The organism is Kribbella sp. (genome assembly GCF_035687465.1).
Classification (GTDB): Bacteria; Actinomycetota; Actinomycetes; order Propionibacteriales; family Kribbellaceae; genus Kribbella.
The window spans coordinates 1-19,220 of record NZ_DASRXP010000166.1 but is presented as its reverse complement, the minus strand read 5'-3'; the positions used below and the strand labels follow the sequence as shown (position 1 = coordinate 19,220).

Genomic DNA, 19,220 nt, shown 5'->3' with positions numbered 1-19,220 from the left:
GCGTGCGACTGGCGGGCTCGTTGCCAGTAGCAACCACTGCGACCGATCTGGTGCTGACGATCACCGAGAAGCTGCGGGCCCATGGGGTGGTCGGCAAGCTGGTCGAGTTCTATGGGCCCGCCCTGGCGGAGCTGCAGGTGGCGGACCGGGCCACGATCGCCAACATGAGCCCGGAGTTCGGGTCGACCGCCGCGTGGTTCCCGATCGACGAGCAGACCCTGGACTATCTGCGGCTGACCGGGCGGTCGGCGGACCACGTTGCGCTGATCGAGGACTACGCCAAAGAGCAAGGTCTCTGGCACGCGTCGGACCAACCGCTGACCTTCGATGAGGAGGTGGCGTTCGATCTGGGCGAGGTGGTGCGCTCGATCGCGGGGCCGAGCCGCCCGGACCAACGGATCTCGCTGACAAAGCCCGCGCCGCCGGAGGTCGTGGACGGACCGTCGGAACCTCTTCCGAGCGGGTTGGCTGACGGCTCTGTTGTCGTGGCCGCGATCACGTCCTGTACGAATACGTCCAATCCGGCGGTGATGGTGGCGGCCGGGTTGCTGGCGAAGAGGGCGGTGGAACGCGGGCTCGCGACCAGGCCCTGGGTCAAGACGACGCTGTCGCCGGGCTCCAAGGTGGTGATGGACTACCTCCAGGAGGCGGGATTGGTGCCCTACCTGGAGAAGCTGGGGTTCTACCTGGCCGGGTTCGGGTGCATGACCTGCATCGGGGGGTCGGGGGAGCTGGTCGACGGCGTGGCCGAGGTGGTGCGGGAGCAAGGGCTCGAGGTCGCGGCGGTGTTGTCGGGGAACCGGAACTTCGAGAGCAGGATCCAGCCGGACGTGCGGCAGAACTACCTGGCTTCGCCGCCGTTGGTGGTCGCCTATGCGCTGGCTGGACGGATGGGCATCGACCTGGATCGGGAACCACTCGGAGCCGATCCGGACGGACGACCCGTCTATCTGCGGGACCTCTGGCCGGCGTCGGCCGAGATCGACGAGGTGATCCGCGAGACAGTGCGGCCGGAGATGTTCGGCCGGGCTTATGCGGACGTGTTCGCCGGCGACGAGCGGTGGCAGAGCCTGGTCGTTCACGAGAGTGAGACCTTCGCCTGGGACGACGGATCCAGCTATCTCCGGCGTCCGCCGTACCTGGAGCTGGAAGCGGCGCCGGGTGACCTGGTCGGGGCGCGAGCGCTGGTCCGGCTGGGAGATTCCGTCACCACCGACCATCTGTCACCGGCCGGGGCGATCCCGGCGGACAGCGTCGCCGGGCGGTACCTGCGCGAGCGGGGCGTCACCGAGCTGAACACCTACGCATCGCGCCGTGGCAACCACCTGGTGATGATGCGAGGTGCCTTCGGCAACCTCCGGCTGCGGAACTCCCTTGCCGGAGGCATGGAAGGTCCCGTCACCCGTGGTCCGGACGGTGTCCTGACGTCCATCTACGAAGCCGCGATGGCCTATCGGACGAAGGGCCTGCCGCTGGTGGTGGTCGCGGGCAAGGACTACGGCGTCGGCTCGTCGCGGGACTGGGCGGCGAAGGGACCCGCCTTGCTCGGAGTACGAGCCGTGCTGGCCCAGTCCTTCGAGCGGATCCACCGGTCGAACCTGGTCGGGATGGGGATCCTGCCGCTGGAGTTCCTGCCCGGCGAGGGGGACGACCTGACCGGTGAGGAGCCGATCGACATCTCCCTCGGCGAAGACGGCTTCGCGACCGCTTGCTCGGCCGGCAGGACCTATCGCCTCCGGATCCGGCTGGACACCCCCCGCGAACACGACTACTACCGCCATGGCGGGGTGCTGCCGTATGTGCTGCGCCGCCTCGAGGCAGGAGAACTCTGATGCTCACCTCGATCGACCCCGCCACCGGTGAGGAGCTCGCCAGGTTCGCGCCGCACGCCGCCGCTGAGGTCGACCGGTTGCTGACGCAGGCCGTTTCGGCTCAGGCGAGCTGGCGGACCGCTCCGATTCAGCACCGCACGGATCTGCTCCGCGCCCTCGCCAGGGTGCTCCGCGACAGGTCGCCCGCGCTCGCCCGGCTGATCACCAGCGAGATGGGCAAGCCCTTGTCAGAGGCAACGGCCGAGATCGAGAAGTGTGCGCTCACCTGCGAGTACTACGCCGCCAACGCCGCCGGCATGCTGGCCGACGAGCCGGTTCAGACCGACGCCGCACTGAGTCGTATCGTGTACGACCCGCTCGGCGTGGTGCTGGCGGTGATGCCGTGGAACTATCCGTTCTGGCAGTTCTTCCGCTTCGCCGCCCCAGCGCTTGCCGCAGGCAACGGTGCTGTGCTCAAGCATGCGAACTCGGTGCCGCGCTGCGCGCTCGCGATCGAGGACGTACTGACCTGTGCCGGCATGCCCTCCGGGCTGATCCGCACGGTCCTGGTCGAGCCCGATCGAGTGGCGGGTCTGATCGCCGACGATCGGATCGCGGCGGTGACCTTCACCGGGTCCACGCGGGTCGGCAGCGTGATCGCGGCGCAGGCGGGGGCGGCGCTGAAGAAGCAGGTGCTCGAGCTCGGTGGTTCCGACCCGTTCGTGGTGCTGGCCGATGCGGACATCGCCGCGGCGGCCGCGACCGCCGTCACCGCGAGATTCCTGAACGCCGGGCAGAGTTGCGTCAACGCGAAGCGGTTCATCGTGGAGGACGCCGTGGCCGACGAATTCGTCGCCGCCTTCTGCGAGGCGGTCGACCGCCTGGTGGTGGGTGATCCGCTGGACCCGGCCACGACGACGGGACCACTGGCCCGGGCCGATCTGCGGGACACGCTGCACGGTCAGACCCGTCGTACGGTCGAGGCCGGGGCCAGGTTGTTGCGAGGGGGCGAGCCGCTCGACGGGCCCGGCTTCTTCTACCCGCCGACGGTGCTCGACGGAGTGCGACCGGGCATGGCGGCCTTCGACGAGGAGACGTTCGGACCGCTCGCGGCCGTCGTCAGGGCGAAGGACGCGGCAGCGGCGGTCCGGCTCGCCAACCAGACCGAGTTCGGCCTCGGCGCCGCGCTGTGGACCAGCGATCCGGTGAAGGCAGAGGAGCTGTCCCGGCAGTTGGAGGCCGGCGCGGTGTTCGTCAACGCGATGGTGGCCTCCGACCCGAGACTGCCCTTCGGCGGCATCAAGCGCTCCGGCTACGGCCGCGAGCTCGGCCCACACGGGATGCGCGAGTTCATGAACACCAAGACGGTCTGGGTCGGGCCCAGGAGCGACGACAGGACCGGCCATCTCGTGCTGCGCCCGGCGGAGATCCAGGCGTTCGACCGTGGTAGCGGGGTTCGGACTGTGCCGTACGTGGGCAGCTGGAACAACGAGGCCAACGGCCTCACCACCGGCACCACCACCTTCGCCGTGGGCACGGAGATCCCACTGCACTCGCACAACGTGGAGGAGTCCGTCCTGGTCGTCAGCGGTTGGGCGACCGCCGTGATCGGCACTGAGCGGTACGACCTGGGTGCCGGCGAGGCGACCTGGGTGCCGGCCGGAGTGCCGCATCACTTCATCAACCGCGGCGACAGCGAGCTGACCATCTACTGGGTCTACAGCGGTCGTGACGTGACCCGCACCCTGACCGCGACCGGCAGGACGGTCGTCCATCTCTCGGACGCCGACCGCGGAGCCGTTGCGGCAGCGGAAAAGTAACCAGTAAGCTGATGTAACAGGTGATGCAATAGAACTTAGGTTACGCATACCTCAGACCCGGAAGGACTCCAGAGATGACCACGGAGATCGTCGAGCCACCGGCCGAGATCCATCACTCGCACCGAGATGTCACCGGCGGCTGGCTGCGGCCCGCCACCTTCGGCGTGATGGACGGCCTGGTCTCGAACTTCGCACTGGTGGCAGGCGTGGTCGGTGGCGGGGCGACTGGCAAGGTGGTGATCGTGACCGGCCTGGCCGGTCTGGTCGCGGGCGCCTGCTCGATGGCCTCCGGCGAGTTCACCTCCGTGTCCTCGCAGACCGAGCTGATGCGGGCCGAGATCGAGGTCGAGCGGCGCGAGCTGCGGGTGAACCCCGACGACGAGCTCAAGGAGCTCGCCCTGATGTACGAGGCGAAGGGCCTGCGCCCCGAGCTGGCGGCCCAGGTGGCGCGCGAGCTGACTGCCGACCCGGCGGTCGCGCTCGACGTGCACGTCCGGGAGGAGCTCGGGGTCGACCCCAACGACCTTCCGTCGCCGTGGATCGCGGCCGGCTCGTCGTTCATCGCCTTCGCGTTCGGCGCGGTGATTCCGCTACTGCCGTTCCTCTTCGGCGCGTCCAGCGTGCTGCCGGCCCTGCTGCTGAGCGTGCTCGGCCTGGTGATCACCGGTGGCATCGTCGCCAAGATCACCGCCCGCCCGTTCTGGTACGGCGGCGGCCGCCAGTTGCTGCTGGGTAGCCTGTCCGCCGCCGTGACGTACGCGATCGGCCTCCTGGTCGGTACCTCACTGTCATGACCGGCAAGGGAAGACCGCTGCGCGTGACGGCCCTGGTGAAGCAGGTGCCGAAGGGCGAGCACGGCGGCAATCTCGACGCCGACGGGCGGCTCGTGCGTGAGGGTGCCGTCGCCGAGATGAATCCCTGGTGCCGCCGGGCCGTCGCCCAGGCTGTCCGACTGGCCGGTGAGTCGGGCGGCCGCAGTGCGGCCGTCACGATGGGCCCGCCAGTCGCGGTCGACGTACTGCGGGAAGCGTTGGCGTGGGGAATCGACGAAGCGGTCCACCTCAGTGATCCGGCGCTGGCCGGGTCGGACTGCCTCGTCACGGCTCGCGCGCTGGCCTCGACGATCGGCTTCCTGGGCCGGTCCGACCTGATCCTGGTCGGTGCGAGTTCGGTCGACGGCAGCACCGGCGCAGTCGGCGCGATGGTCGCCGAGTTGCTCGGCCTGCCTTACGCAGGCCCTGTCCTGGCGATCGACCCCGAGGATGACGGTACGACGCTCCGGGCCCGGGCGGTCGTCCAGCACGACGACTGGACCGAGTCCGTCGTGGTCGAACTGCCGGCCGTCGTGTCAGTGGCAGAGCGGTCCTGCCCACCGGCGAAGGCACCGGCCGACACCTGGCCGCCTGCCGACGCGGTCCGCCGGGTGACAACGGCCGACCTGACTCCCGGCCGTTGGGGGCTGACTGGAAGCCCCACCAGGGTGGCCGGCGTCCGCAGCGCGGCGCAGACAAGAGAGCCGGTGATCTTTCGCGGCACCCCGCGGATCCAGGTGGACCGGGCGATCGCCGAACTGCTTGCCCGCGGCTGCTTCGACGAGTCCGACCCACGGAGCGGCGTGGGCGAGACCGTCGCCACTGCCCGCTCGACGGCTGGACCCGAGGTCATTGTCCTGGTCGGCGCCGGTCCCGAGTCCGGTACTCGAGCGCTGCTCGGCGCGGCCGCTCAGCTGGCTGTCGAGGCCGCCGGATTCGTCACGGCTGTCCGCACCGCTGCAAGCGCAGAGGCCGCGGATCTCTCCAGCTGGGGTGCGGATGTCCTACTGACACTGACAAGCGACGAACCTCGCCAGGCCGCCGCGGCGCTCGCCGGCTGGATGGCCGGCAGGTCTCCCTGGGCCGTGCTCGGCGCCGCCCTGCCGTGGGACCGCGAGGTCCTGGCTCGACTGTCCGTCGCCTTCGGCGCCGGTCTGATGTCCGACCTGATCACCCTCACCACCCGATCCACCGACACCCACGCGCCGCGGCTGGCCGGGTTGAAGCCGTCGGGCGGAGGCACGCTGGCCGAGATCGTCAGTCACGGCTCCCCTCAGATCGCCACCTTGCGGACCGGTCTGCTGCCCCTGCGGAGGCCGCGGACCCCTGGGCAGCCGGCGATCCACGTGCTCGCTGTCCCGTCGGACCACTCGATCCAGCGGACGGACCGGCGTACCGGGAACGACGGGGATGCACTGGACCGGGCAGAGGTGGTGATCGGTGTCGGCCGCGGCGTGGACCCGGGCCGGTACGCCGAGCTGGAACCGATCCGGAGCCTCCTCGGCGCCGAGTTGGCGGCCACCCGCAAGGTCACCGACGAGGGCTGGCTGCCGCACGGCCGTCAGGTCGGTATCACCGGGCGGAGCGTGGCGCCGCGGCTGTACTTCGCGGTCGGCCTGTCCGGGAATCAGAACCACCTGGTCGGCGCAAGCCGGGCGGGAACCGTCCTGGCCATCAACAGCGACCCCGCGGCGGAGATCTTCGCGCACTGCGACGTCGGCCTGGTCGCGGAATGGCAGGAGGTGATGCCCTACCTCGTCGACGGACTGCGGAACCGTGCGGGCCGTGTCGATGCCTGCCGCGGCGGATAGCCTGTCCGGCATGGCTACGACCCGACGGACCAAAGCCGCAGGCACCGATGCCTGGCTGCTGCTGATCTACAAGGTGCCCAGCGACTCCTCGCGGGCGCGGGTGGCGGTCTGGCGGGAGCTGAAGCGGCTCGGTGGGTTCTACGTCCAGCAGGCGGTCTGTGTGCTGCCGGACCGTGAAGAGCTGCGGGCCGGGATGGCGAAGGTGCGGGAGAAGGTCGCCGAGCTCGGCGGCTCCAGCGTCTTCCTGACCCTCACCGACGTGGACGCCGACGCCCGCGACCAGTTCGTGGAGGGCTTCCGGAGCCAGTCGGCCAAGGAGTATGCGGAGATCGTCGAGGAGTGCGAGACCAAGTTCGTCAAGGAGATCGAGTTCGAGCGGTTCCGGGAGAACTACACCTTCGAGGAGGCCGAGGAGATCCGCCAGGACCTGGAGAAGCTGCGGCGCTGGCTGGCCAAGGTGGAGGGCCGCGACTGGATGGATGCCGAGGGCAAGGAACTGGCCCGGTCCAAGGTGGCTGACTGCGAACGGCTGCTGGAGGAGTTCGAGGCGGACGTCTACGAACGGACCGAGGGCAAGGTCTGAGCTCGGAACCCTACTTGCGCCTGGGCTTGCGCTTCGCCTTCGGCAGCGTCAGCAAGGCCTCGTCCGCGAGCGAGTAACCGTTCAGCTCCTCGCGGAGCTGGTTCATCCGGACGGTGTTGTCGAGCGACCGGTCGGGGTTCTGCGCGGCCACGGCGATCGTCAGCGCCTCCATCAGGATCAGCACGGTGGCCTGGCTGGTGAACGTGCCGGGGCGGCTCATCGCTGCGGACAGCACGACGTCGACCTCGTCGCGCAGCGCTTCGCCGAGGGTGTCCGTCAGCAGGATCACCGGCACCCCGACGGCAGTGCAGTGGTCCAGGACGACGCGGTTCTCGCGGTGCAGCCGGTTGTGTGCCATCACGATCACCACGTCCTGCGGCTCGAGCAGCAGCAGCCGGTCCGCCAGCCGGTAACCGGTCTCGGACGCGGGACGGGCCCGGTGTCCGATCCGGGTCAGGTGGGTCGCGATGTACTCGGAGACGCCACCGAGGCCGGCGAAGCCGCAGACCATCGTCTCCCGGGCGCCGTCGATCAGTTCCACCGCGCGCCGGAACTCGGCGGGATCGACGGTCCGTTCGGCCTCGGTCAGCAGCTCGATCTGGTCGCGCAGTGTCGCGCTCAGTACTGCCTCGGGGCCGTCGCCGATCGACTCGAGGCTGGCGTTCAGCCGGTTGGCGGGAGTCAGCAGGCTCTGCAGGTGGCCCTGTAGCGAACGCTTCAGACCAGGCAGTCCGTCGAAGCCGAGTGCCTTCGCGGTCCGGACCACGCTGGCATCGCTGGTGCCGGTGACCCGGCCGAGCTCCTCCGCGGAGGAGAAGGCTGCTTCCTGGGGGTGCGCGGACAAGTACTCGGCGATCCGCCGCTCGGTCGCGGTCAGTCCGCCGAGACGGGCCGCAACCCGCTCCTGGAGCGTCGGCGGTTTGGGCTCCGCAACAGACACGACGGTTCCTCCACCTCGCAGTAGTCCTGTCGGTAAGCACCGATCATGTCATCCGGCGTTCCGGATCACCGCCAGGTAAACGATGCCCGAACCCGTTGACAGCGATTGTAGCAATCACTACCGTCAGATGAATATTCGTAGTGAACACCACGAACATCGCGATTCCGGCAGCTTTCCCGTCCTCACTGGAGCGACTCCGTGACCCAGTTCTTGACGATCGACATCTCGGCGGCGGACGCCCGCGACCGGGGCCGCCAGTACGGCGAGGCCGCGCGCGAGCAGATCGCCCGGTCGCTGGCCTTCTACTCCGAGTCCGTACCGCGTAAGGCCGGACTGCCGTGGGAGGACGTCCTCGACCGGGCACCGGCCTGGGTGCCGGTGATCGACGGGTACCTCCCGGACATCGTGGCCGAGATCCGCGGGATCGCGGAGGGCGCCGGCCGTCGCTTCGAGGAGATCCTCGCGCTGAACAGCCGCGGTGAACTCACCCGCGGCAATCCGTTCACCTCCGGCCGGGACGACAGGGTTGCGGGCAGTCCGGACGGCACGGCCGACGAGGGCTGTACGTCGTTCGCGCTGCTTCCGCAGGCCAACGCGCTCGGCCATGTCTGGGCCGGCCAGAACTGGGACCTGTGGGAAGGTGTCGCCGACACCGTGGTGGTGCTGCGGATCGCCCAGCCCGGCAAGCCCACCATCGTCTGCCATGTCGAGGCGGGCCAGGTCGGCCGGCACGGCGCCAACTCCGCCGGCATCGCCCTGAACGCCAATGGCCTCGGGGCCGGCTTCGGCACCGGACTCGGTGTTCCCGGCACCTTCGTGCGCCGGAAGGTGCTCGAGAGCTGGGATCTGCACGACGCGCTGCAGGCGGTCTTCGGGGTTCGCCAGAGCCTGTCCAGCAACCTGCTGCTCACCCACCGGGAAGGTTTCGCCATCGACGTCGAGACCACCCCCGGCCGGCACGGCTGGATGTACCCGACCGACGGGTTGCTGGTGCACGGCAACCATTTCCAGGCGTTCATCCCGCCGCAGATCGACCAGTCGTACAAGCCATTCTCGGTGGATTCGCTCTACCGGGTGCCGCGGGTCGAGGAAGGCCTACGGGAAGCTCGTTTCGAAGGAACTACCGAGGCAGCGGTCGAGACCATCGTGCGGACCACGATGAGCGACCACTTCGGCCACCCCAACGCCGTCTGCCAGCACGCCGATCCGCGCCGGCAGGAGTTCGACCGCTACGCCACCATCGTGTCCAGCCTGGTCGATCTGACCGCGGGCACCTACCGGCTCACCCCGGGCCTGCCCTGCAGCCACAGCTACGAGCAGGCCCCCTGGAACCTCTACGACGGCCCCGGTCCCGAGGACCGTCCGCACGTCCCCGGCCCGGCGCAGACTCTCGCCGTCACCGGGTGAATCCCACCCCTGCAAGGCATCTTCGACTCGAGGAGCGAATGCCATGTTCCCCCCTGTCAAGGCAAGCACAGTCACCGCGAAAGCGCGGCGCTGTCTCGCCGTTCTCACCCTGACCGCCGCCGCGGTCGCCCTGTCCGGCTGTGGCGGCTCCTCTTCCTCCCCGGCCACGGGGGCCGCGCCGAACGCCGACCGCGCCGCGGCCGCCGCGGGAGTCGGCTCGGGCGTCAATGACGACCAGTGCGGCAAGCAGACCAGGACGATCAAGCACGACCTCGGCACCACCACGATCACCGGCAACCCGACCCGGGTGGTCGCGCTGGAGTACTCCTTCGTGGATGCGCTCGTCTCGGTCGGGATGGCGCCGGTTGGCATCGCCGACGACGACAAGGCGGACCGGATCATCCCCGGGCTGCGCAGCAAGATCGGCGACTACAAGTCGGTCGGCCTGCGGGCCACCCCGAACATCCAGGTGATCACCGCGCTGAAGCCGGACCTGATCCTGGCCGAGAGCGGCCGGCACAAAGCGATCTACGACCAGCTGTCCAAGATCGCGCCGACCGTCGCCTACCCCAGCCTGAACGGCAACTACCAGCAGGTGGTCGACAGCGAGATGTCCACCGCGATCGCACTGAACAAGTGCGACCAGATGAAGACCAGGCTGGCCGATCACGAGAAGATCCTCGCCGACCTGAAGACCAATGTCCCCGCCGACGACAAGCGCAAGGCGCTGTTCGTGGTGACCTCGGAGAAGGGTTTCACCGGCTACCCGCCGAAGTCCTATACCGCGGGCGTGCTGTCCCTGCTGGGAATCCAGTCGCCGCTGGCCGACGAGACCGGTGACGCATCGGTGTCGCTGACCCTGGAGACGCTGGTGTCGACCAAACCGGACGCTATGTTCATCGCCGGCCAGAACGGCAAGACGCTGGCCGACACCTGGGAGAAGAGCCCCCTGTGGAAGCAGGTTCCCGCGATCCAGAACAACGCGTCGTACCAGGTCGACCAGAACATCTGGTCCAGGTCGCGCGGGCTGCTGGCCTCCGAACTCATCGCCCAGCAGGCGATCGAGAATCTCTACGGGAAGTGACATGTCGGCCTCCACGGGCACTCTGCCCAAACCGGCCGACTCCGCGGACGCCCAGCGGCGTCCGCGGATCACCACCAACCGGCAGCGCGTTACCTGGGTGACGGCGGCGATGCTGGTGGTGCTCGTCGTGGGGATCGGCTGGAGCCTGTCGATCGGCAGCTCCCACATCGACCTGACCCAGCTGCCGAGCGCGATCTTCCGCGCCCGGACCACCGACGAGCTGATCGTGCAATCGATCCGGCTGCCACGGGTCGTGCTGGCGCTCTGCGTCGGCGCCGCCCTGGCGGTGGCCGGCGCGCTGATGCAGGCGGTCGCCGCGAACCCGCTGGCAGCCCCCGAGATCATGGGTGTCAACGCGGGTGCGGTTCTGGTCGTTGTCCTTGCGGTCACCGTGGTGCCGTCGCTGTCCGGTGCGCCGACGATCCTGCTGGCGTTCGGTGGAGCGGCCGCGGCGGGCGTCTCGGTGATGCTGCTGGCTGGTTCGGGCCGGGGCCGGGTCAGCCCGGTTCGGCTCGCGCTGGCCGGCGTGACGGCGAGCAGCCTGCTGATCTCGTTGACCCAGGTGCTGATCATCTTCGACGAGAACTCCACCGACAGCGTGTTGTTCTGGCTGGTCGGCGGCGTCAACTACGCCGGTTGGCACGACGTCCGCATCCTGCTTCCGTGGCTGGTCCTCGGCCTGGTCGGTGCGTTCGCGATGGCCCGGCCGCTCAACCTGCTGGCGCTCGGCGACGACATGGCCCGCGGGCTGGGCCAGAACGTCGAACGGACCCGGTTGCTCGGGTCGGCGCTGGTGATCGTGCTCTGCGGTGCGGCAGTGTCCGTGGCCGGTCCGGTCGCGTTCATCGGTCTGATCGTGCCCCATATCGTCCGCCGGCTGGTCGGTTCCAGCTATGTGGTGCTGCTGCCGCTGTGCGCCCTCGGGGGCGGGGCTCTGGTGCTCTACGCGGACATCGTGTCCCGGTACGTGAAGCCACCCTTCGAGGTGCCGGCCGGAGTCGTCACGGCTCTGATCGGCGCACCGATCTTCGTCTACCTCGCGCGTCGGCAGAAGGTGACGTCATGACGAGCACGATCGTCGCGCAGAACATCCGCCGGACCTCGCTCGCGCGGCGCCATCCCGCGATCCTGATGGGGTCGCTCGGGGTGCTCGCGCTGGTGCTGAGTTTCTACGGTCTCAGTGTGGGTGCCACCGAGGTATCACTGGGCGACGTACTGCGGGCGCTGGTCGGTGACACCTCGACCCAGGCTTCGCAGATCGTGATCGACTTCCAGTTGCCGCGAGTTCTGCTCTGCTGGCTGGTCGGTACTGCGCTCGCCGTGTCCGGCGCGGTCATGCAGGGGGTGATCCGCAACCCGCTGGCGGCGCCGGACATCATCGGCGTCACCAAGGGCTCCGGTTTCGCCGGAATGTTGCTGCTGCTCGCGATTCCCGGCCTGCCGGTGGTCGCTGTCGTCCCGGCGGCCTTCGTGGGTGGCCTGGTGGCCGCGGGGATGGTCTACCTGTTCGCCTACCGGGGGGGCGCCTCACCGATCCGGATCGCGTTGGTCGGTATCGCGGTCAGCGCCGCGTTCGAAGCGGGGATCCGGTTCCTGCTGGTTCGCAACCCGTTGGATGTCAGCGCCGCACTGATCTGGCTGACCGGCAGCCTGTTCGGCCGGTCGATGACTTCGGTCCTCGAGATCCTGCCGTGGGTGCTCGTGCTGGTTCCGCTGATCATCGTGTGGGCCCGCAAGCTCGACGTACTCGGTCTCGGTGACGACCTGGCGGCCGGGCTGGGGGAGCCGGTCGAGAGGACCCGCAGGATGCTGCTGTTCTTCGCCGTGGTGCTGGCGGCTTCGGCTGTCGCGGTGTCCGGCACGATCGGCTTCGTCGGCCTGATCGCACCGCACATGGCCCGCCGCGTGTTCGGTGGCAAGCACTTCGCGTCGATTCCGGCCGCCGCGCTCTTCGGCGTCCTGCTGATGCTGATCGCCGACATGCTCGGTCGTGGTCTAGCGCCACCGCTCGAAATACCCGCCGGTCTGGTGACAGCCGTCGTCGGGGGCCCGTACTTCCTCTATCTGCTCGTGAAGACCGGAAAGTAGGAGATTCCCCATGCGTCTGCAGGCACAAGGCGTCCAGCTGGCCTATGACCGCACCGTCATCGCCAACGACCTGACGCTGACCATCCCGGACGGCAAGGTCAGCGTGCTGATCGGGCCGAACGGCTCAGGTAAGAGCACCGCGCTCCGGGCCCTCGCCCGGTTGCTGCCACCCGCCAAGGGCAGCGTGATCCTGGACGGCAAGTCGATCCAGGACACCCCCACGAAGGAAGTGGCCCGGCTGCTGGCGATCCTGCCGCAGGTCCTGGTCACGCCGGAGTCCATCTCGGTGGAGGACCTGGTCTGGTTCGGCCGCCACCCGCACCGGACCTCCTTGAAGGTGCCCAGCGCGGCAGACAAGGAAGCCGTGGAGTGGGCCCTGAGCGTCACCAGTACGGCAGAGCTGCGGCACCAGCACGTCGACCAGCTGTCCGGTGGTCAGCGCCAGCGGGTCTGGATCGCGCTCTGCCTGGCGCAGGGGACCGACCTGATCCTGCTGGACGAGCCCACGACGTACCTCGATGTCGCCTACCAGCTCGAGGTGCTCGACCTGCTGCACCAGCTCAACCAGGAGCAGGGCAAGACGGTCGTGATGGTGCTGCACGACTTCAACATGGCGGCCGAATACGCCGACCACGTGTTCGTGATGAAGTCCGGCGCGCTGGTCACCGAGGGTGCGCCTGAGGACGTCTTCACCTACGACATCATCCGGGAGGTGTTCGGGGTGGATGCGAAGGTCATCCCGCATCCGGTCAGCGGCAAGCCGATGTGCATCCCGCTCCGGGCCGGTTTGCGGAACCGTGCAAATCTGGCTGTGGCGACCGGATGAACGCGACCGAGGGGACCAGGGCATGACGGAACAGATCCTGACCGAACCAGTCACGCCGGCGGCGATCGCAGGTCGTTCGGAGCAGGTCGCGCCGCTGTTGCGCCGGCATCTCCCGATCACGCCGTTCCTGCGGTTCGAGGCGTTCAGCGAGGAGCTGGGCGCGGAGGTGCTGGTCAAGTGTGAGCATCTCCAGCGGACCGGGTCGTTCAAGGCGCGGGGCTCGATGGCGAAGATCCTCACGCTGTCGGACCAGCAGCGCGAGCGCGGCGTGGTGACGGCGTCCACCGGCAACCACGGGCTCGGCGTCGGCAATGCGCTGGCCGCGCTCGGCGGCCGCGGCATCGTCTACCTGCCCGAGAACGCGTCGGCGAGCAAAGTCGCCGCGCTGCGCCGGCTCGGCCTGGAGATCCGTGCCGAGGGTACCGATTCCGGAGTACTCGAACCGAAGGCCCGCGCCTACGCCGCGGAGCACGGCCTGGTCTACGTGCCGCCGTACAACGACCCGGAGATCATCGCCGGGCAGGGCACGGTCGGGGTGGAGATCCTCGAACAGCTGGCCGGCGGCCGGCTCGACGCGGTTGTCGTCGCGGTGGGCGGTGGCGGTCTGGTCAGCGGTGTCGCCTCGGTCCTCAAGCGGCACTGTCCGGACCTCCGGGTGTACGGCGCGTCGCCGGTGCGGGACTCCGCCATGGCGTCATCGGTGGAAGCGGGCGAGATCGTCCAGGTCGACGCGCGGGCGACCTTGTCGGACGGGACCGCGGGGAGCGTCGAGCCCGGCAGCATCACCTTCGAGCTGTGCCGCGAGCTCGTCGACGACTGGATCCTGGTCGGCGAGGACGCGATCAGCGCCGCACTGCGGATGGTGATCGACACCGAGCACCAGCTGATCGAGGGTTCGGCCGCGATGGCGTTCGCGGCCGCACGCGCCCGGCGTACCGAGCTGGAAGGTCAGCGGGTAGCGATCGTGTCCTGCGGCGGCAACATCTCGGCGAGCACTCTGGTGGCCGCGCTGGCCTGACCCCTCCGGCGCGCGCGGCGGCGCCCGAAGAGACCCCGGCCCTCGGTCTCTTCGGGCGCTTCGCCCTGCCTAAAAGTTGCCCTAGGCAAATAAATCGGGCCATCCGTTGACACTGAAAGAACAACGTAACTATCGTTAAATGAAGCATATGTTGCATCAACCGAAGGAAGTGAGAGATGGACGCGGCAACGTGGGGCCTCATCATCGCGACGTTCGTCGCGTGTTTCGTGGAGATGGTCGAAGCCACCACGATCGTGATGGCGATGGGCTACACCCGCAGCTGGAAGTCGGCGCTGGTCGGCACTCTGGCGGCGCTCGGCGCCCTGGCGGTGGTGACGGTGTTCGCCGGCTACGCGCTGGCCAACTGGTTGCCGGAATCGGCGCTGCAGTTGGCGATCGGCGGACTACTGCTGATCTTCGGGTTGCAATGGCTGAGAAAGGCGATCCTGCGGTCATCGGGCCGAAAAGCCGTGCATGACGAGGCGGCGATCTACAAGGAGGAGGTCGCGGCGGCGAAGGCCGCGGGCCAGAGCACGGGCAGCATCGACATGTTCTCCTTCATGGTGTCGTTCAAGGGCGTCTTCCTGGAAGGTATGGAGGTCGTCTTCATCGTGATCACCTTCGGCCTGAACGCGGACAACATTCCGGGTGCCAGCGCCGGTGCGCTCGCTGCTGTCGTCGTCGTGCTGATCATCGCGATCGTGCTGCGCCGGCCGCTGTCGATGATCAACGAGAACCTGCTCAAGTACGGCGTCGGCCTGCTGCTGGCGTCGTTCGGAACCTACTGGGCGGTGGAGGGTATCGGCATCTTCCGTGGCGATCGCGAGAGTCTCGACTGGCCCGGTCACGACCTGGCGATCCTCGGCCTGCTGGTCACGTGGCTCGTGCTCAGCCGGGTCTTCGTCGCCGTCCTGAAGACCCCCGCGGCCCCGGCCGCCCGGGAAAACGTCGCAGTGGAGGTGGAGAAATGAAGTTCCTGAAGTCCTTCGGTCAGTTCTGGTACGACTTCATCATCGGTGACGACTGGAAGATCGCCGTCGCCGTGGTGCTCGCACTGCTCGTGCTGTTCGCGGCCATGAAGGCGGAGCTGTTCGGCGACACCGGACTGACCCTGCTGGGCGGTGTCGCGGTCGTGGTGGCGTTCGCGATCAGCCTGGCCATCGATGTCCGTCCGAAGCGGCGGTGAGGGCTCTGTTGCCCTTGCCCTGTTGACGCCCGGCCCCACATGTGACCCCTGCCCATGTGGGGCCGGTGCACGTCCACGACCGGCTTGATGTAGTGAACACAACGCCATTCATGAATCTCGTAGTATCTGCTACAGTCGAACCGAGGTGCCCGACCAGACGAATCGGAGGATCCAGACGTGATTGCTGACTCCCGACGACAGGGGAGGTCCCGGTGATGCGAGGCGCCGCCGAAACTGTTCTCGCGCTGCTGCCGTCCGATGTCCAGTACGGTGACGTCCGGGTGGTCCGGCGGACCCACGAGCAGGTACTGGTCGAGCTCGACGGCCCGGGTGAGGTGGGTTACGACGACTCCCTGGGGCTGGGGCTGCGAGTCGTGATCGGCGGGCACTGGGGCTTCGCCGCGACGCACCGGCTGGACCCGCGGGGGCTTGACGCCGTGATCGCCCAGGCCGTCGGCCAGGCTCGCGCCGCCGGCGGTGGTGGTCACGTCTGCCTCGGCGAACGCGTGACGACACGGGACACCTGGTCGTCGCCGATGGTGGTGGACCCTTTCACCGTCCCGCTGTCGACCAAGCTCGACCTGCTGGCAGCCACCGTGAAGGAGGCTGAGACCGCGGGACCGCTGGTCCAGCAGATCGAGGCGTCGGTGGACTTCTACCGCGATGAGAAGGTGTTCGCCAACACCGAAGGCGCGCTGATCGAGCAGACCCTGACCGAGAGCGGCGGCGGCCTGATGGTGAACGCCGGCGACGGCAACGACGTACAGCGCCGCTCTTTCCCGCAAGGTGTGCCGCGGCAGATCCGCGGTCAGCGCGGCGATTTCGCCACGGCCGGCTTCGAGCACGTGCTGTCGCTCGGCCTGCCGGAGAACGCGGCCCGGATCGCCTCGGAGGCGGTCGCGCTGCTGACCGCCCCGCAGTGTCCCGACGAGGTCACCACACTTGTTGCCGGTAGCAACCAGCTTGCGATGGTCCTGCACGAGTGCGCGGGCCACCCGATGGAGGCCGACCGCGCCCTCGGTACCGAGGCCAGCCTGGCCGGCGGCACCTACGCCACGCCCGAGCGGCGCGGCACCTTCCGCTGGGGCTCGCCGATCGTCTCGGCCTACGCCGACGCGACCATCCCCGGTGCGCTCGGTTCCTTCGGGTACGACGACGAGGGCATCCCGGCTCAGCGCACCCAGCTGGTGAAGGACGGCATCTTCCTGGGGTACATGTCCGGACGGGAGTCCGCGGCAGCACTCGGCGATGAGCCGACTGGTGCGTCGCGAGCCGATGGCTGGCAGCGGCTACCGCTGGTCCGGATGACCAACATCTGTCTCGAGCCGGGCGACTCCTCCCTGGCTGAGATGATCGCGGGGACCAAGCGCGGCATCCTCGTCGACACCAACCGGGGCTTCTCGATCGACGACCAGCGGATGTCCTTCCGGTTCCAGACCGAGGTCGGCTGGGAGATCCGCGACGGCAAGGTGGGCCGGTTGCTGAAGAACTGCACCTACCAGGGCGTCACACCACAGTTCTGGGCCGGACTGGACGCTCTCGGCGGGCCGGACGAGTGGCAGGTGCACGGCGTCCCGTCCTGCAACAAGGGTGAGCCCTTGCAGGTCGCCCATGTCGGTCACGGCACCGTGCCAGGCCGCTTCCAGAGTGTGCAGGTGGGACGATGAGCATCGATCAGGCCCAGGTCGAGCAGGCGCTGGAAATCCTCGGCGAGGGCACCCGGCTCGACGTCCTCGGCGAGAACGCCGACCTGCTGCGCTACGCGGAGTCCGAGATCACCGCTCAGCACAGCGAGCGCCGGCTCCGCGTCCGGGTCCGGATCAGCCGGGACGGCCGTGCGGTGGCCGGTTCGCTGGAGACGCTCGAGCCCGCGGCTGTCCGTGTCCTTGCCGATCGCCTGACCGCCGCTCTCGCTGAACTGCCGCCCAGTCCTGCCCATGCCGCTGCCGGCTCCGCTGCCGACCTCTCGGCCGAGACGCCCGAGGTTCCGGCTGCCCGTTCGGTGCTCGAGTCCGATCCTGCGGTCCGCCACCGGTGGTTCGCCACCGTGCGCGACGGCCTCGACCCCTCCACCCGACTCGGCGGCGCCATCCGGTACGACGTACTGGACCGGGTGGTCGCCGATTCCACTGGGCTGTTCCGGGCCGAGACGTTGACCAAGGCATCGATCCAGGCCATCGCCAAGCAGGACGGCCGATCCGCGAGCGTGAAGCTGATGCATCGCGACGCCGACCAGATCCCGATCGAGGAGATCCCCGGCCGGTTGCGGCAGGCTTTGATCCCGCTCCCCTTCGGAGAGGCCCACCACGGCACCTGCCGGGTGCTGCTGAAGCCGCAGGCCGTCAACAGTCTGATCGCCACCTACGGCTACGCGGCCCTGGGTGCGAACGGTTACGCCACCGGCCGATCGGCGGTGTCGGGACGTCTTGGCGAGCAGGTCGTGAGCGAGCTGATCACCCTGGTCGACGACGGTACCGACCCCGACGGGCTGGCCAGCGCCTTCGATGCTGAGGGCAACGTCCGGCGCAGGACCCCGCTGATCGAGCGGGGCGTGCTCAAAGGCGTCGTGTCGGACCGACGCCGCGCCAGTCTGACCGGCGGGGTGCCGACCGGTCACGCAGTGCCGGACGGCTGGCGGTTCGGGGGCGACCCGGTTCCCTCCCACCTGTTGCTCGCGCCCGGTGAAGCCGCCGATGACGAGCTACTTGCCGAGTGCGGCAGTGGGCTGGTGGTGAACCGGCTCGACTACCTTCGGGTGCTGCATCCGAAGGAGACCCTCGTCACCGGCACCACTCGCGACGCGACGTACTGGGCGGAGAACGGGAAGGTCGTCGCCTGGCACCCGCAGTTGCGGTTCACGTTCCGGATGGACGAGGTGCTGAACGCCGTTCTGGGAATCGGCTCCGTTCGCGAGCGTTGCGACCAGACCTTCATGGAGAGCGTCGTCGTCCCGTCGCTGCTGATCGACGCCGGCCCGCTCGTCCTCCCCTGAACCAGCAGCGCCCCGCGCATCGCGTGCTCATAAACCGGCGCGGGGCGCTGCTGCTCCACCTCCAGCGAGGCTGCTGTCCGATCGCGGACTCGGCCCCGCCGACATCGTCCATCCTGGACACGACAAGTCCTTCCGGATGGCCAGTTCTGAGAGGTCGATGTGAAACAAAGTGTGGGGCGGATGTCGAGCCTGGTCGAGGAGCCACCGGACGTCGATCTTGCCACCGCGGCGCGGTTCCTGCGTACGCGGTACGGGATCGACGCCGAGTTGCAGGCGTTGCGGAGTGAGCGGGACCTGAACTTCCTGGCAGTCGCCGGGGACGGGCGGCAGCTCGTGCTCAAGGTGTCGAACTCCGGTGACGACGCGGGGCAGATCGCGATGGAGAGCGCGGCGATGCGACATGTCGCGCTGGTCGATCCGCGGCTGCCGATTCCACGGATCATCGATGCTGTCGATGGCGCGCAGGTGGTGACTCTGCAGTCCGCGGACGGTCGGATGCATCAGGTCCGGGTGATGACGGTGATGGCGGGTGCGGTCGGCGATCTCGCGGTTCTGCCGGAGCGGTTCGCCGCCGACTTCGGCGAGGTCTGCGGGCGGCTGACCCGGGCGCTGCAAGGGTTCGGTCACCCCGCGGCGGATCGCCGGCTGGACTGGGATCCGCGGCTCGTCACGGCTCTGCGGCCGTTCGCGCAGCAATTGCCGGACAGCGACCGCCGGGTGCCGATGGAGAAGTTGCTGGATCGCTTCGAAGGTCTGGAGGAGGCGACCAGGAGGCTGCCGGCGTTCGTTCTGCACGGCGATGTCACCTTGAGCAACGTCCTGATCGACGCGGACGGGATCTC

General features: G+C 68.7%; 17 protein-coding genes. 16 read left to right on the top strand and 1 reads right to left on the bottom strand.

Translation table 11 applies throughout. The features are described from left to right. From VFG33_RS08415 to VFG33_RS08395, 5 genes are all read left to right on the top strand, one after another. Positions 1-1,832: aconitate hydratase AcnA (locus tag VFG33_RS08415; RefSeq protein WP_325024163.1), on the top strand; the 1,832-nt coding region annotated here is incomplete at its 5' end. Then, positions 1,832-3,631 (top strand): aldehyde dehydrogenase family protein, encoded by a 1,800-nt coding sequence (locus VFG33_RS08410; RefSeq protein WP_325024161.1) that lies wholly within the window; start codon positions 1,832-1,834, stop codon positions 3,629-3,631. The genes VFG33_RS08415 and VFG33_RS08410, both read left to right, overlap by 1 nt. A gap of 74 nt (positions 3,632-3,705) precedes the next feature. After that, complete coding sequence (locus VFG33_RS08405; protein WP_325024159.1) at positions 3,706-4,425, top strand: VIT1/CCC1 transporter family protein; 720 nt, start codon at positions 3,706-3,708, stop codon at positions 4,423-4,425. Beyond that, positions 4,422-6,254 carry an FAD-binding protein gene (locus VFG33_RS08400; RefSeq protein WP_325024157.1) on the top strand — a complete coding sequence of 611 codons (1,833 nt, stop codon included), beginning with the start codon at positions 4,422-4,424 and terminating at the stop codon, positions 6,252-6,254. The genes VFG33_RS08405 and VFG33_RS08400 overlap by 4 nt, the downstream gene beginning before the upstream one ends. Before the next feature lie 10 nt (positions 6,255-6,264). Next, entirely contained in the window at positions 6,265-6,837 is a 573-nt protein-coding gene (locus tag VFG33_RS08395) for a Chromate resistance protein ChrB (RefSeq protein WP_325024155.1), read from the top strand. Positions 6,838-6,847: 10 nt separating this feature from the next. Here VFG33_RS08395 and VFG33_RS08390 read toward each other — a convergent pair whose 3' ends face one another. Further along, positions 6,848-7,777 (bottom strand): MurR/RpiR family transcriptional regulator, encoded by a 930-nt coding sequence (locus VFG33_RS08390; protein ID WP_325024153.1) that lies wholly within the window; start codon positions 7,775-7,777, stop codon positions 6,848-6,850. A gap of 198 nt (positions 7,778-7,975) precedes the next feature. Between VFG33_RS08390 and VFG33_RS08385 the strand changes: the two genes are divergently transcribed. The 11 genes from VFG33_RS08385 to VFG33_RS08335 all read left to right on the top strand — a co-directional run. Further along, positions 7,976-9,184 carry a C45 family autoproteolytic acyltransferase/hydrolase gene (locus tag VFG33_RS08385; RefSeq protein WP_325024150.1) on the top strand — a complete coding sequence of 403 codons (1,209 nt, stop codon included), beginning with the start codon at positions 7,976-7,978 and terminating at the stop codon, positions 9,182-9,184. Positions 9,185-9,227: 43 nt separating this feature from the next. Next, positions 9,228-10,268 (top strand): ABC transporter substrate-binding protein, encoded by a 1,041-nt coding sequence (locus VFG33_RS08380; RefSeq protein ID WP_325024148.1) that lies wholly within the window; start codon positions 9,228-9,230, stop codon positions 10,266-10,268. A gap of 1 nt (position 10,269) precedes the next feature. Next, positions 10,270-11,334: a FecCD family ABC transporter permease gene (locus VFG33_RS08375; RefSeq protein WP_325024145.1), complete on the top strand. Its 1,065-nt coding sequence runs from the start codon at positions 10,270-10,272 to the stop codon at positions 11,332-11,334. Beyond that, positions 11,331-12,356, top strand: coding sequence for a FecCD family ABC transporter permease (locus VFG33_RS08370; protein ID WP_325024143.1), 1,026 nt, complete (start codon positions 11,331-11,333; stop codon positions 12,354-12,356). Before VFG33_RS08375 ends, VFG33_RS08370 begins: the two co-directional genes overlap by 4 nt. A gap of 10 nt (positions 12,357-12,366) precedes the next feature. Continuing rightward, a complete protein-coding gene (locus VFG33_RS08365; RefSeq protein ID WP_325024141.1) occupies positions 12,367-13,182 on the top strand; it encodes an ABC transporter ATP-binding protein in 816 nt (271 codons plus the stop codon). Positions 13,183-13,204: 22 nt separating this feature from the next. Then, complete coding sequence (locus VFG33_RS08360) at positions 13,205-14,200, top strand: threonine/serine dehydratase (protein ID WP_325024139.1); 996 nt, start codon at positions 13,205-13,207, stop codon at positions 14,198-14,200. A 176-nt stretch (positions 14,201-14,376) separates the two neighbouring features. Then, positions 14,377-15,171, top strand: coding sequence for a COG4280 domain-containing protein (locus VFG33_RS08355; RefSeq protein WP_325024137.1), 795 nt, complete (start codon positions 14,377-14,379; stop codon positions 15,169-15,171). Next, positions 15,168-15,386: a hypothetical protein gene (locus tag VFG33_RS08350; RefSeq protein WP_325024135.1), complete on the top strand. Its 219-nt coding sequence runs from the start codon at positions 15,168-15,170 to the stop codon at positions 15,384-15,386. Before VFG33_RS08355 ends, VFG33_RS08350 begins: the two co-directional genes overlap by 4 nt. A 215-nt stretch (positions 15,387-15,601) precedes the next feature. Continuing rightward, positions 15,602-17,053: a TldD/PmbA family protein gene (locus tag VFG33_RS08345; RefSeq protein ID WP_325024133.1), complete on the top strand. Its 1,452-nt coding sequence runs from the start codon at positions 15,602-15,604 to the stop codon at positions 17,051-17,053. Then, positions 17,050-18,378 carry a metallopeptidase TldD-related protein gene (locus VFG33_RS08340; protein ID WP_325024131.1) on the top strand — a complete coding sequence of 443 codons (1,329 nt, stop codon included), beginning with the start codon at positions 17,050-17,052 and terminating at the stop codon, positions 18,376-18,378. Before VFG33_RS08345 ends, VFG33_RS08340 begins: the two co-directional genes overlap by 4 nt. A 180-nt stretch (positions 18,379-18,558) precedes the next feature. Further along, a partial coding sequence (locus VFG33_RS08335; protein WP_325024129.1) for a phosphotransferase occupies positions 18,559-19,220 on the top strand: 662 nt, incomplete at its 3' end.